Source organism: Clostridium sp. YIM B02555 (genome assembly GCF_022320955.1).
Classification (GTDB): Bacteria; Bacillota; Clostridia; order Clostridiales; family Clostridiaceae; genus Clostridium; species Clostridium saccharoperbutylacetonicum.
Map to the genome: position 1 here is coordinate 416,577 of NZ_JAKJJY010000003.1, position 13,446 is coordinate 430,022.

Annotated in this window: 15 protein-coding genes; 11 read left to right on the forward strand and 4 right to left on the reverse strand. The window is 29.5% G+C overall.

Translation table 11 applies throughout. The features are described from left to right. The first annotated feature begins 14 nt into the window (after positions 1–14). Positions 15–1,019, forward strand: a complete 1,005-nt coding sequence (gene add / locus L3B98_RS07460) for an adenosine deaminase (protein ID WP_238916146.1) — start codon at positions 15–17, stop codon at positions 1,017–1,019. A 59-nt stretch (positions 1,020–1,078) separates the two neighbouring features. Then, positions 1,079–2,125 carry a galactose ABC transporter substrate-binding protein gene (locus L3B98_RS07465; RefSeq protein ID WP_238916147.1) on the forward strand — a complete coding sequence of 349 codons (1,047 nt, stop codon included), beginning with the start codon at positions 1,079–1,081 and terminating at the stop codon, positions 2,123–2,125. Positions 2,126–2,377: 252 nt separating this feature from the next. Here the strand turns inward: L3B98_RS07465 and L3B98_RS07470 are convergent, their stop codons facing one another. Next, entirely contained in the window at positions 2,378–3,421 is a 1,044-nt protein-coding gene (locus L3B98_RS07470) for a galactose ABC transporter substrate-binding protein (RefSeq protein WP_238916148.1), read from the reverse strand. Between the two features lie 496 nt (positions 3,422–3,917). On the opposite strand from L3B98_RS07470, the gene L3B98_RS07475 reads away from it, so the two are divergent. Beyond that, positions 3,918–4,088, forward strand: a complete 171-nt coding sequence (locus L3B98_RS07475) for an aspartyl-phosphate phosphatase Spo0E family protein (protein ID WP_015393043.1) — start codon at positions 3,918–3,920, stop codon at positions 4,086–4,088. A gap of 219 nt (positions 4,089–4,307) precedes the next feature. Here the strand turns inward: L3B98_RS07475 and L3B98_RS07480 are convergent, their stop codons facing one another. Further along, on the reverse strand, positions 4,308–5,360 hold the full coding sequence (locus L3B98_RS07480) for a galactose ABC transporter substrate-binding protein (RefSeq protein ID WP_077363111.1): 1,053 nt from the start codon (positions 5,358–5,360) through the stop codon (positions 4,308–4,310). A gap of 900 nt (positions 5,361–6,260) precedes the next feature. Here L3B98_RS07480 and L3B98_RS07485 point away from each other — a divergent pair. The 4 genes from L3B98_RS07485 (at position 6,261) to L3B98_RS07500 (ending at position 7,964) form a co-directional block, all read left to right on the forward strand. Continuing rightward, on the forward strand, positions 6,261–6,884 hold the full coding sequence (locus L3B98_RS07485; RefSeq protein ID WP_238916149.1) for a hypothetical protein: 624 nt from the start codon (positions 6,261–6,263) through the stop codon (positions 6,882–6,884). An 11-nt stretch (positions 6,885–6,895) separates the two neighbouring features. Further along, a complete protein-coding gene (locus L3B98_RS07490) occupies positions 6,896–7,450 on the forward strand; it encodes a hemerythrin domain-containing protein (protein WP_015393046.1) in 555 nt (184 codons plus the stop codon). Positions 7,451–7,544: 94 nt separating this feature from the next. Further along, entirely contained in the window at positions 7,545–7,724 is a 180-nt protein-coding gene (locus L3B98_RS07495; protein WP_015393047.1) for a DUF1540 domain-containing protein, read from the forward strand. Positions 7,725–7,784: 60 nt separating this feature from the next. Further along, positions 7,785–7,964, forward strand: coding sequence for a (2Fe-2S)-binding protein (locus tag L3B98_RS07500; protein ID WP_238916150.1), 180 nt, complete (start codon positions 7,785–7,787; stop codon positions 7,962–7,964). Between the two features lie 158 nt (positions 7,965–8,122). On the opposite strand, the gene L3B98_RS07505 is transcribed toward L3B98_RS07500, so the two are convergent. Together L3B98_RS07505 and L3B98_RS07510 are read right to left on the reverse strand one after the other, a co-directional pair. After that, complete coding sequence (locus tag L3B98_RS07505; protein ID WP_238916151.1) at positions 8,123–8,686, reverse strand: hypothetical protein; 564 nt, start codon at positions 8,684–8,686, stop codon at positions 8,123–8,125. Positions 8,687–8,693: 7 nt separating this feature from the next. Further along, positions 8,694–8,996, reverse strand: coding sequence for a PHP domain-containing protein (locus L3B98_RS07510; RefSeq protein ID WP_238916152.1), 303 nt, complete (start codon positions 8,994–8,996; stop codon positions 8,694–8,696). A 522-nt stretch (positions 8,997–9,518) separates the two neighbouring features. On the opposite strand from L3B98_RS07510, the gene L3B98_RS07515 reads away from it, so the two are divergent. The 4 genes from L3B98_RS07515 to L3B98_RS07530 all read left to right on the forward strand — a co-directional run bounded on the left by L3B98_RS07515 (position 9,519) and on the right by L3B98_RS07530 (position 13,436). Next, a complete protein-coding gene (locus L3B98_RS07515; RefSeq protein ID WP_343073647.1) occupies positions 9,519–10,556 on the forward strand; it encodes a sulfate ABC transporter substrate-binding protein in 1,038 nt (345 codons plus the stop codon). Between the two features lie 149 nt (positions 10,557–10,705). Continuing rightward, positions 10,706–11,530, forward strand: coding sequence for a sulfate ABC transporter permease subunit CysT (gene cysT, locus L3B98_RS07520; RefSeq protein ID WP_238916153.1), 825 nt, complete (start codon positions 10,706–10,708; stop codon positions 11,528–11,530). A 13-nt stretch (positions 11,531–11,543) separates the two neighbouring features. Continuing rightward, positions 11,544–12,371: a sulfate ABC transporter permease subunit CysW gene (cysW, locus tag L3B98_RS07525; RefSeq protein WP_015393052.1), complete on the forward strand. Its 828-nt coding sequence runs from the start codon at positions 11,544–11,546 to the stop codon at positions 12,369–12,371. A gap of 3 nt (positions 12,372–12,374) precedes the next feature. Beyond that, the gene (locus L3B98_RS07530) at positions 12,375–13,436 is read left to right on the forward strand and encodes an ABC transporter ATP-binding protein (protein WP_015393053.1); all 1,062 of its coding nucleotides are present in this window, start codon (positions 12,375–12,377) and stop codon (positions 13,434–13,436) included. Positions 13,437–13,446: the final 10 nt, after the last annotated feature.

The following is a 13,446-nucleotide window of genomic DNA, read 5'->3' on the forward strand; positions in this document are numbered from 1 at the left end:
AAAAGGAGAATACTATGAAATTTTTTGATTTACCAAAAATTGATTTACATTGTCATCTAGATGGTAGTCTTAGACCAGAAACAATAATAGCTATAGCGAAGGAAGAAAACATTGATATTCCATCTTTTTATATAAATGAAATTAAGAAGCTAGTAATTGTTCCTCTTGAATGTCCATCTCTTAATGAATATTTGAAGGCTTTTATGATTCCTAATATGGTAATGCAATCAAAGGAAAGTTTAAGAAGGGTGACTTTTGAACTTTTTGAAGATGCAGCAAAGGAAAATGTAAAATACATGGAAGTTAGGTTTGCACCAGTTCTTCATACAGTGAATGGGTTGGAAATTGAAGAGATAATTCAAAGTGTTTTAGAAGGAATTCATGAGGCAGAAGAAAAATATGAGATAAATGGAAACTTAATATTGTCTTGTATGAGAAATATGTCAGACGATATTGCAAGGGAAGTAATTGAAAAGGGAAAAAAGTTTTTAGGCAAAGGTGTAGTAGCTGTAGATCTATGTGCAAATGAAGAAGAGGGTTTTTGTGAAAAATTTATTGAGCCTATAAGTTTAGCACGAAAGTACGGATATAAAGTTACAATCCATGCAGGTGAAACTGGAATAGGTAAAAATGTATTAGATGCAGTAGAACTATTGGGAGCAGAAAGAATAGGACACGGCGTCTTTATAAAAGATCATATGGAAGCTTATAAAATAGTAAAGGATAAAAATATTGTATTAGAAATGTGTCCAACAAGTAATGTACAAACCAAAGCAGTTAAAAACTTTAGTGAGCATCCAATATATAATTTCCATAAAGATGGAATTAAGGTAACAGTAAACACAGATAACAGAAGCGTTTCTAATACTAACATGAAAAAAGAATTTGAGATAATATCAAAGGAATTTAATATTAGCAGTGAAGATTATAAACATATTTATTTAAATGCTATCAAAGCAAGTTTTGCTGATTTTAAAATTAAAGAGAAATTAAAAAAATTTTTATATCAAATCAAATAAATATTTCTATTATCTTATGATAATACTACTATTATGTTATATGAAAGTAGGGATTTTTATTGAAGATATCAAAAAGATTATTATCAATCTTTACAATTGTATTTTTCATTATTTCCATGATAGTAGGATTTATTAATATTAAAGTAAAGGCAGAAGGAGTTTTATTTAGAGAAAAACCAGTTAAAATAGCGGTATTTTTATATAATTTCAAGGACACATATATTTCTTTAGTTCGTGAAAATTTTGAAGAAATACAAAAAAATAATCAAGGACAAGTTGAGTTTTCATTTTATGATGGAAAAAATAATCAGAAAGAACAGGATGATGAACTTGACATAGTACTTAAAGGGGGAAATGCTGATCTCATATTTTTAAATTTAGTAGATACTAATACAACAATGGAGGCTATTAATAAAATTAAGGCTAAGAATTTACCTGTTATTTTATTTAATAGAGAGCCAGTCGATATAAATGCAATTAAATCATATAGCAAAGCGTATTTTGTAGGAACAAATGCAGCTGAAGCTGGGAAAATGCAAGGAAAAATTATAATAGATGAATGGAATTCAAATAAGAATATGGATAGAAATGGTGATAATGTGCTTCAATATGTAATGTTGATGGGGGAAGAAGGTAATATTGAGGCAATTGAAAGAACAAGATATTCTGTTTCTACAATTAAAAGTGCTGGAATCGAAATTCAGGAACTTGCTATTAAGGTATGTGATTGGAATAGAGAAAATGCAAGAAGGGCCATGGAAGAAATATATTTACTATTTGGAAATAGAATAGAAGCAGTAATTTCAAATAATGATGAAATGGCAATAGGTGCTATCGAAACCTTACAGAAAAATGGATATAATAAAGGCGATAAAACGATTACTATTCCAGTAGTAGGAGTTGATGCTACGCCAGAAGCCAGAAAGTTAATTCAGGAAAAAATCATGACAGGTTCTGTTATTCAGGATCCGCATATTATGGCTGAAGTAATATATAAAATGGGAATGAATCTTGTTTTGGAGAAAAAACCACTTGATGGGATACCATATTCATTTGATGATACTGATGTAGCAGTTAGATTACCATATCATGAATATAAAGGTTAATTTTCATATAAAAAATTTTTAATAATATTCTAAAATAATAGAACTTTTATTTTTTCAGTAGCTTTCTTTAGTATTTCATTATTCGCCTTTCAACATCTAAGATTTTAAAATATAACAAAAACATATTTTTATTATTTGAAAATAAAGAAATATATACAAAGTACACTTTATGTGAATTGTGCGTAGAATAAAATAAAAAATAAGTTCATTAAAGTATGAACTTATGAAAAATAATATTTTTAAATATTACAATTATTTAGCATAATTATAATAAGGTATTTTAATTGTAATGCCTGTTTCGTCGAATTTATAATCAGTGTCATCAATAGGACTTCTTCCAGATGCTAGATTTATTGCTACATCATAAATTGCCTTTGCATGAAGTTTAGAGTCTTGAACAACAGTACCTGTCATAAAACCTTGATCAATTAATTTCTTGGCTTCAGGTGCACCACCAAGCCCAACAACAGGAATATATTTTGAACTGGCACCTTTGTTGAATCCATACTTTTGAAGTGCTTCAATTGCACCTATGGCCATATTATCATTATTAGAAATTATTGCCTCGATTTTACCATTAAAAGTCAAGAACTCTGACTCAATTGCTGTCTTTGCACAATCTCTTTGCCAATTACAAAAAGTTGAGAAAAGCTCCTCAGTTTTTATTCCAGCATTATTAAGTGCACTAATAGGATATTTACTTCTGTCAAGTGTTAAGAGATTGTTGGATGGACCTTTTAACATGATATATTGAATTGTATTATCTTTATTTTTATCTAAAGTGTTCTTATGAGACTTCCATTCATCAGCTAGGAGTTCACCTTCTAAATTTCCACCTTGTTCAGTGTCACCAACTATAATAACAGATGCAGGATAAGATTTAACAATGTTTGTTAATGAAGATGTAGTAGGGAAAAATAAAATTAATGGGTGTTTCGTTGTAATTATTTTATTAAGAGCATCTCTGACTTCGTATTCATTGGAACTGATAGGAGCTACCACAAAAACATCAAAACCTGAGTTAAGTTCTTTAGAAATATCTGCATTTTGAACAGATTGATTTGCTTTTCCATCAAAAATAGTGAATTGGATCTTATCTCCACTTTCTTTTTGAAGTTCTCCTAAGCTCTTTTTTAAATCAGAATTAAATACATTACTAAGATCAACTAAGAAGACTCCGACCTTAATTGTTTTTTGAGTAGGAATGTTTGGGCTTGCATATGAACTATTTTCAATACTATGCAATAGTAATATAAAAGTTACAATAAATAGTGAAATTTCTTTAAATATTTTCATTTTAGTCCTCCATAAGCTTTAACTTTATTAAAAGGTATAGTTATAGACTTTCTATAATTCATAGAATTTATTCGTTGCGGTACATAACATTATATGAATTCTATACTAAGTTTGAAGTTAAACTAACAATATAAGAAAAAACGAACAGAAGTTCTTGTATTGGAATGTATTGCCGAGTATAATGGAGAAGATCATAAATGTTTTTGCAATAAATTAATAAGTGAATGCATAACTGTAATAATGAATGGAATAGAGAATCAGAGGAGGAATGCAAAGTATCACATAATGGATTTTGCACATTGTTAAAATGAGATAGAATAGTAATTGGGAAAAGAAGAAAAACTGTAACATCTAATAAATTCTCAAACCCTTTTATAAAATATTTAAGACATTTATAGAAATATGGGTGTCTTTTTTATGCAATAAATTGTTAATAATTACAATATAAACTGTATTTCTTTTTTTGCTATGATGAAGTAGCGAAAGGAGGGATATAATGGAGAAAGTGAAAGTAATCAATCAAAAGATTTGTGAAATGAGACAAGCTTTGTTAGATTTAATCAACGAAAAACCAACTCTGATAGATCAAGAAGTTGTCACAGCAAGTCAGGAACTTGATAAAGCTTTGAATGAGTATAATAATTTACTTAACAAAGTAGACAAGTAGAAAAAGGGGAGGGATTGAAAAGTCTCTCCTTGATTATTTAAGAAAATGAATTTGCATTTTTTAATACGTAATTTTAGTAACATAGGCATCACATATCAATTGAAGTGTGGTGCCTTTTGTTGTATTTAGAATACCACCGGTTACGGGTGGTATTAACTTAGTTTTAAGTATTTTGAATAAAAGTGTCAGCCATAACTCTATTATTGATATAATATTTGATTACTGTTTACGTGGTATATATTCATGATAAGGCATATTAATTGTAACCCCAGTTTCATCAAATTTATAATTTGTACCTTGAAGCGGGTTTAAATTATTAGCTAAATTCATTCCTACAACATAAAGAGCTTCAGCTGTTTGATTTGGATCTTGTGATACAGTACCTGACATAATTCCTCTATCAATTAAATCTATAGCTTCTGGTATTCCGTCAATCCCGAAAACAGGAATATATGTTGAGTTATCTCCTTTATTGTAGCCATATGATTGTAATGCATTAATAGCACCTATGGCCATAGCATCATTATTTGAAATTATCGCTTCTATATTTTTTCCATAGCTTAAAAATAGCAGTTTAATGGAATCTTCTGCACATTTTTCATCCCAATTACAAGTCTTGGATAGAATTTCTTGAGTTTTTATTCCAGATTGATTAATGGTTGAAATAGAATATAAACTTCTTGCAATTGTCACTGTAATATTCTCTGGACCAGTTAGCATAATATATTGCAATATATTATCTCCATTCCTATCAATATCATTTTTGCTTGAATTCCATTTATTTATAACAAGATTACCTTGTAAAATACCTGATTGAATAGCATCAGTCGATATGACTAGAGCTTTATTATAAGATTTAATAGGACTTATTTCAAATGGTACTGTATTAAATAAGATTATTGGAATATTTTTTTGCTTTGCTTTGTAGATAACTGATTCAATTGTACCTTGATCTAAACTGACTAAGTTTAATAACAATAGATCATAATCACTTTGAAGAACAGAATCTAAAAGAGTATTTTGTATCTCTTGATTTCTTTTACCATCATAAAATGTAAAATTGACACTACTAGTGTTTTTATTTTGAATTTCTTCTAGTCCTTTACGAACTAAAGAAATATAAGGATCATCAAAAGTAAATAATAATACAGCAGTTTTAATTTGTTTTTTTGGAATAACCTGTGAATTAGCATGTATCTTAGTATAAGATAGTGACATGATAGTCACTATAATTATAATGAGAAATAAGAATAGAGTTTTGAATATTTTCATTTCAAAGCCACCTTTCATATTTAGTATGGCATTAAAATTAAATAACATTCCTTAATACCAATGAATGAAAAAATAAAAGCAGCAAGTATTTGAAATCCTTGTTGCTTTTATTTTAATGGACATATATCATAAAAACGAAATGTAACATGAACTTTTTTGTTAATGCACATAGAGGATTAAAATAACATGGAGAAAATGTCGTTTATGTTAATAAATATATTGTAGAGAAGAAGAGTTCTCGGTATATAGAGTTATTGAAATTATGAATTAATAAAAAAATAGGAATCATACATAAAATATGAGTCCTTTAAGTATATACATGAACTAATAATGTTTGGTTACTAGTATTATATAGGTATTCTAGAAAAAAGAACAAAAGACAGTAAATTATTAATTAATTCGCTGTCTTTTGGCAACCTGCCAAGCTATAAAAGATTAGCAATTATAGTATTAGTAAATTCCCAATATTTATACTATGGATTATTTTAGTTTTATATAATATAATATTCCACAATAACACTAAGGTGGTAATTTTATTTTATGAAGAATATGACTATAGATAAAATCAAAAATACAATAAGAGATCTTCCAGAAGGTGAACAAGAAGTAATATTATAGTTAGCGGAAATATTTAAAGGTGAAGAAGAGAAAATATTAGAATATTGTAAAAATTAATGATTGTAACATATGATACATAAAATAAATGATAATTATAGTATTATTACATCATACAGGAAGCATAATACTAATTATATATATGAGAAAAAATGAATTCGTCAAAAAATCGTCAAAAACAAATGAATAAATTTATAGTGTTTTGCACATTAAAGAAATTAATAAAAAAAGAATAATGACTTAATTACAATACATTAAGCCATTTAGATTTAGGAGGAAAAAAATATGAGCGCATTTTTAGGAAAAATACATTATTGGTTATATGATAAAATAAAATTACATGAGGCATTAGTAGTTAATATAGCTGAATTAGCAAATAAGAATGGTTATAATAGTGTAGCATTAATAAATGATAGTTATGCAAAATACGGAGCACCAATAACAGGTTCATTAGAAGATGAAATTGAGCATACTAATATTCATGGTTGGCTTCAAGAAAGAATTACAAGTGTAGAAAGCAGATTGGCATACGTTGTAACTGAGTTATTAAAAGAAAATATAGTTACAAAGGAAGAGATTACTTATATATTCTCTCAGAATGGAATCGCTGCAATGAAAGAAATAGGAATTAATGAAGCTACTCCTCAAGAACTATTTAATTTAATATTTGATTTTATGCTTGAAGGGATGCCTTGTGATAGGGTGAATGATATCATTGAAAATAGCGAAACAGCAATTACATGGGAAACAACAATGGATCTTCACAAGCGTTTTTGGGATGCAGTAGGAGGAGATATAAATAATTATCATGATTTCAGAGAGGCTTGGATTAATGGATTTTTAAGTGCAAGTGCTACAGGATATAAATATACTAGAGCAGAAGGCGGGATAAATAAAATAAGTAAATAGGAGTGATTTTAATGGATGGAATTAACTTAATGATTGAAGAGCATAAAAATATAAAGAGAATGTTGCTAGTAATTAGAAAAGCGTGTCTTGGTATTATGAATGGAAAAGAAATTGATTATGCTGATTTTGAAAGAATAATAGATTTTGTAAGAAATTATGCTGATAATCACCATCATGGTAAGGAAGAAAAACTCCTGTTTAATAGAATGGTTGAAGAAATTGGTGGACCAGCTGAAAAGTTAGTAAAATTCGGAATGCTTGTAGAACATGATTTGGGTAGATTCCATATCAAAGAGCTTGAAGAGGCACTTACAAAGGTTAAGCTAGGTGATGCTGATGCAAAACTTGATGTAATAGCTTCAGCTATAGGATATGCTAATCTGCTAAATAGACATATAGATAAAGAAGATAATGTTGCATATCCTTTTGCAAAGAGAGAACTTTGCAGTGATACCTTAAATAAAGTTAATATGGAATGTGAAGCTTTTGAAGAAGATATGTCAAAAAACGGAGTTCAAGACAAGTATATTAAATTATTAGAATCACTTGAAGAAAAATATAATTAAGTAATTAATTACTCCTAAAGTTACCAGTATAATAAAAGCTATTTTAACAATACTATTATTGTTAAATAAATTATAATTTTAGGAGGAAAAAATTATGAAACCAGAAAAAATGAGTTCACCTAATACAGGAATCAAATGTGTTGTTAACACATGTCACTATTATATGTCAGGAGATCATTGTACTGCACAACAAATAGAGGTACAGCCAAAAAATGCACATGATACTCAAGAAACAGATTGTGCTACATTTATGCCTGAAAATCAAGGTTTATAAAAGTCTCAGTTATGACATTGCAAATTCTTAAAAAATTTCAAAGTTTAAGGAGAGAATAAAATGGATAACCATGAGATAATATGTTCATGTATGAATGTTTCGGTACAAGATTTAAAAGATGCCATAAAAAATGGGGCAAAATCTTTTGAGGAAGTACAAGAAGTTACTAATGTTGGCACTGGCTGTGGTGGCTGTGTTGAAAATGTTAAAGAATTAATTGAGGAATTATTAGAAAAATAATAATAAATCAAAGTCTGTAAGCTAAAGTGAAAATTGATTACGACCACTTATATGTAGATACTAATATCTTAATATAAGTGGTCGTAATTTTTTGACAATTATTTATGAAAGTATTATAAAATAATGAAATTTAGTTTGTCATGGTAAGTTTTAAAAAATTAAGCTCTCAGTTTGAAGAAATTGTTAGGAAGCCAACTGGAAATTATATCACTCGGAATTTTAATTCCAGAAATGCTTTCTCCTAGTTTTACATTAGGCTTTAATTTGCCATGGTAATCACTTCCTCCTGAAGAGTAAAGGTTATTTGAACTACAGTAATCAAGTAAAAATTTAGTTTTTTCAAGTGAGTGGAGAGAGTGGTAACATTCTATTCCATCGAGAGCATTTAAAGAAACTATTGAATTTAGAAATTCTTCATGGTTATTGGTGTAATATCCATATAAATGAGCAAGGAAAGCTTTACCTCCAGCCTTATGTATTAAAGCAGCCACATCTGGAACTGTAAGATAACTTTTAGTTTGATCAAGAAAGAATGGGCTATCAGGATTATTTACACAAGTTCTATAAAAGGCATTAAGTTTATCCCATATTTCTTTAGAAAAGAATTTTTCATTTTCAGGATATTTTTTTATATCTGCATGCATTGTTTGTGTTGCGAAATATTTTCCATTAATTGATAAACTTTCACTATATTTAATTCCAAGGTTCCTGCATACTTCCATGATTTTTCTAAGATAAGTATTTTCTCTTTCCAGAAACTATGCCAAGAGAATTTATTTTCTCCAAATTTATACCATATCCCAATACCTCAATTGGTGTACCATTATGTACAACTGAAAATTCACACCCAGGTATAATTTCGCCATCGAAATAATCATGTATGTTAATATCGTTAAGTTTTCTATAAGCACCAATTGAATCATGATCGGTAATGGAAATATATTTTAAACCTGCTTTTTGTGCTTCAATTAGAATTTTCTTAGGTTCATCAGAACCATCTGATGAAGTGGTATGAATATGTAAATCAATCATTTAAATATGCTCCTTGTTATTATTTTCATGATTTATTTTAAAACAATATTTAAAAAATGGCAAATATGAATATATAAAGTATAGTTTAAGTTTGAAAATATTATATGCGCTTAATTTTATGGAAACATGAGGTTTCTATTTGTAATTTAAGTAACTAGTTGGTATTTGATAAGTTGAATATATATTTTGAACAAATTTATTGACAATTGCATAGATATACATTATAGTTATTTTCATATAATGTTTATAAAAATACTAGGAATTTAATTCAGTTATGCATATATAAAGAGAGCAGTTATGCTGCAATACGGAACTTAAAGTAGTTATGCCCCTATAAAAGGAGCATCTATGCTTCAATAAGAAACTTTAAAATAGTTATAAGTTAAATAGTTAAATTATATTTGGAAGTCAGTGCAATATTGATAGAAAAAGCTATATATTAAGTTTTTCTGTTATATTTTTTACGGTCAAAACCTATTAAACATATAAGAATAATTATAGCAATTGAAAGGAGAGGGAATTGTGAAAAAAAATAAGGGGGCTATATTAGTAATTTGTATTATTTTATTTGTTGGTATTTTTGTTAGTTTAAACAAATCGACAAAAAGTAATGCAGCTGACAGGAAATCAAAGGTTGAACTTTTAAATGTATCTTATGATCCTACAAGAGAATTTTATTCTGAATTCAATGCGAGTTTTTCACAATATTGGAAACAAAAAACTGGGCAGGATGTGTCTGTAGATCAATCACATGGTGGGTCAGGAGCGCAGGCAAGATCAGTTAGTCAAGGTTTAGATGCTGATATTGTTACACTGGCACTTGGAAATGATATTGATCAGATTAGTAAAACGGGTCTTATAAAGAAAGATTGGCAAAATCAATTTAATGAAAATAGTGCGCCATATACATCTACAATTGTTTTTCTTGTAAGAAAGGGAAATCCAAAGAATATAAGAGATTGGGATGATTTAATAAAAAATGATGTTTCTGTCATCACACCAAATCCAAAGACTTCAGGTGGAGCTAGATGGAATTACTTGGCTGCATGGGCCTATGCAGCTCACAAAAATAATGGGGATCAAGAAGCAGCAAAGGATTTTGTTTCAAAATTATACAGTAATGTTAAAGTATTGGATTCAGGTGCTAGAGCAGCAACAACAACTTTTGTGCAGAGAAAAATGGGGGATGTACTTATAGCTTGGGAAAATGAAGCATATTTAGCGCTTAATAAACTTGGAAAAGACGAGTTTGAAATAATAACACCTTCACTTAGCATTTTAGCTGAACCACCAGTTGCTATTGTTGATGAGGTAGTTGATAGGAAAGGTACGCGTGAGGTAGCTAAAGCTTATTTAGATTACTTGTATAGTAAAGAAGGTCAAGAAATCGCAGCTCAAAATTATTATAGACCTAGAGATAAGGAAGTGGCTGAAGAATACAAAGGTAACTTTCAAGATATTAACCTAGTTACAGTGGATAAGGAGTTTGGAGGATGGGCTAAAGCTCAGACAACACATTTTGCTGATGGGGGGACTTTTGATCAAATATACAAACCTTAAATCAGTTAGGAGTTATGAGTTGTGAGTTGATGGCAGTTTACAATTTACAGTTCACAGTTTAGGAAGAAAAATCTTCGGACTTTTCTTAGAAACGTGCAATAAGTAAAAAGGAATAAATAGAAATTATTTTTAGGATTGGAGTGTTTGAAATGGGGAGGAGCAAAAGGGTGATTCCTGGCTTTGGAATTACTATGGGTTTTAGTCTTTTGTATTTGGGGCTTATCGTATTAATTCCTTTATCTATACTAGTTATGAAGGGAGCAGGAATTGGAATAGGGAGTTTTTTTAACATTATATTTCAAGAAAGAGTTTTGCATGGATATTGGGTAAGTTTCATGTGTGCGCTGATTGCGGGAGTATCAAATAGTGTATTTGGAATAATTCTTGCTTGGATTCTAGTAAGATATGATTTCCCATTAAAAAGGTTTGTTGATGGTTTAATTGATTTACCCTTTGCATTACCGACGGCAGTTGCTGGTATAGCTCTTACAAGTTTATATTCTGAAAATGGACTAATAGGACAGTATTTATACTCATTAGGAATAAAGTCAGCATTTTCATTATTTGGAATTACAATTGCACTTATTTTTGCAGGAATTCCTTTTGTTGTACGAACTATTCAGCCTGTATTAGAAGATTTGGATAATCAATATGAAGAAGCAGCACTAATGCTTGGAGCAAGCAAAATAAGCATATTTTTTAAAGTAATATTTCCAGAAATTCTTCCACCGCTGCTAGCTGGATTTGGACTTGCCTTTGCAAGAGGTGTTGGTGAATATGGAAGTGTGGTTTTTATTGCAGGGAATATGCCTATGAAAACAGAAATAGCCCCACTTTTAATTATGTCTAAGCTTGAACAGTATGATTATAATGGAGCGACTGCAATAGCATTAGGAATGTTGCTTATATCATTCTTAATATTATTTTCAATTAACGTAATTCAATGGAGATTAAATAAGGTTAAGCTGATATAAGGGGTGAGATGATATGGAAAGCAGGTTAAATCAAAAAGAAAATAATATTATTAAATACACGCTGATAACTATAAGTATTTTATTTTTAATCCTAATGTTAATAATACCACTAATAACTATAATTTCAGGTGCTATGTCTGAAGGTGTGAGGGTTTATATTAAAGCAGTATCAGATAATTATACTTTGAAAGCTATAAAGCTTACTTTTGTAGCTACAATAGTTTCTGTAGCATTTAACACTCTATTTGGTTTATGTGCAGCATGGGTAATGACTAAGTTTAAATTTAAAGGGAAAAATTTACTTGGAACCTTTATAGATTTGCCTTTCGCAATTTCTCCAGTAGTAGTTGGATTATTACTTGTATTAACCTTCGGAAGAGGAAGTATATTAGGGGATTTTTTGAAAAATTATGATATAAGAATAATTTTTACAACTTATGGAATTGTTCTGGCTACGATGTTTGTAACATTTCCATTTGTAACAAGAGAAATAATACCACTAATGAATACTCAAGGAACTGATGAAGAAGAAGCAGCAGCAATGATGGGTGCAAGTGGATTTTATATTTTTAGAAAAATAACTCTACCTAATATAAAATGGGGACTTATATACGGAATAATTCTTTGTACAGCAAGAGCTATGGGAGAATTTGGAGCGGTATCAGTAGTATCAGGGCATATAGCAGGAAGGACAAATACTTTGCCACTGCATGTAGAGGTTCTATATAATGATTATCAATATGCAGCTGCATTTGCAGTAGCTTCTATCTTAGTAATTATTGCAGTGATTATTCTTATATTAAGAAATTTTGTCGAGTGGAAAAGTAAAAAGGAGGGCTAATGGATGTATGTTGAGCTGAAAAATGTAAATAAAACATTTGCAGATTTTAAAGCGTCTGATAATGTTAACTTTAAAATAGAGCAAGGCAAATTAATAGGGCTTTTAGGTCCAAGTGGAAGTGGAAAAACTACAATACTTAGGATGATTGCTGGCCTTGAAACTCCAGATAGCGGTGACATTATTATAAATGGGGAAAAAGTTAATGATGTTGAACCAGGAAAAAGAGGCATTGGGTTTGTGTTTCAAAGTTATGCTTTATTTAGACATATGACAGTATATGATAATGTAGCATTTGGACTTGTAATACAAAAAGCTAAAAAGGATGAAATACAGAAAAGAGTTATGGAGCTTATAGAACTTATTGGACTTAAAGGGCTTGAAAAAAGATATCCTGGCCAATTATCTGGAGGACAGAGACAGCGTGTAGCTTTTGCACGAGCCCTTGCACCAAATCCAAAATTATTATTATTAGATGAACCTTTTGCTGCCATAGATGCAAAGGTTAGAAAAGAACTTCGAAGCTGGCTTAGAGAAACCATATCCAAGCTTGGAATTACAAGTATCTTTGTAACCCATGATCAAGATGAAGCTGTAGAAGTAGCAGATGAAATAATAATAACAAACAAAGGGAAAATAGAGCAAAAAGGAACTCCAGTTGAAATCTATAAAAATCCTAAAACACCATTTGTAGCACAATTTATAGGAGAATCTAATCTTATAGAAGATTACACCAAATTAAAAGGTTTTGAAGATGATGTTAGAGAAACAAAAGCTATAGTTAGACCTGAGTTTATACAATTGGCTAAAAATGATTCTGAAATATTAACTCCTCTTGCAGCTGAAAAAGGAATTGTAAAAGGAACAGCCTTTAGAGGAAGTAATATTGAAGTAGATGTTCAAATTGGAGAGCAGTTATTAAGCGGATACAGAAGCTTAGAAGAAGAACCATTAAAAATTGGAGAAGAAGTTTTGGTTTTAATTCATAGGGTATATGCTTTCAATGATAAAAATGCAAAAGTAATTGAAAATAAAATAAAGACACAAGAGATGTCAGTATTTATTTAAAATTCCTAAG

Coding starts and splice junctions, on each gene's coding strand:
- L3B98_RS07470 (WP_238916148.1), bottom strand. CDS start 3,421: ATGAAAATATTTAAAGAAATTTCACTATTTATTGTAACTTTTATATTA.
- L3B98_RS07505 (WP_238916151.1), bottom strand. CDS start 8,686: ATGGAAGTATGCAGGAACCTTGGAATTAAATATAGTGAAAGTTTATCA.
- L3B98_RS07530 (WP_015393053.1), top strand. CDS start 12,375: ATGTATGTTGAGCTGAAAAATGTAAATAAAACATTTGCAGATTTTAAA.
- L3B98_RS07485 (WP_238916149.1), top strand. CDS start 6,261: ATGAGCGCATTTTTAGGAAAAATACATTATTGGTTATATGATAAAATA.
- L3B98_RS07500 (WP_238916150.1), top strand. CDS start 7,785: ATGGATAACCATGAGATAATATGTTCATGTATGAATGTTTCGGTACAA.
- cysT (WP_238916153.1), top strand. CDS start 10,706: ATGGGGAGGAGCAAAAGGGTGATTCCTGGCTTTGGAATTACTATGGGT.
- L3B98_RS07510 (WP_238916152.1), bottom strand. CDS start 8,996: ATGATTGATTTACATATTCATACCACTTCATCAGATGGTTCTGATGAA.
- cysW (WP_015393052.1), top strand. CDS start 11,544: ATGGAAAGCAGGTTAAATCAAAAAGAAAATAATATTATTAAATACACG.
- add (WP_238916146.1), top strand. CDS start 15: ATGAAATTTTTTGATTTACCAAAAATTGATTTACATTGTCATCTAGAT.
- L3B98_RS07495 (WP_015393047.1), top strand. CDS start 7,545: ATGAAACCAGAAAAAATGAGTTCACCTAATACAGGAATCAAATGTGTT.
- L3B98_RS07490 (WP_015393046.1), top strand. CDS start 6,896: ATGGATGGAATTAACTTAATGATTGAAGAGCATAAAAATATAAAGAGA.
- L3B98_RS07475 (WP_015393043.1), top strand. CDS start 3,918: ATGGAGAAAGTGAAAGTAATCAATCAAAAGATTTGTGAAATGAGACAA.
- L3B98_RS07480 (WP_077363111.1), bottom strand. CDS start 5,360: ATGAAAATATTCAAAACTCTATTCTTATTTCTCATTATAATTATAGTG.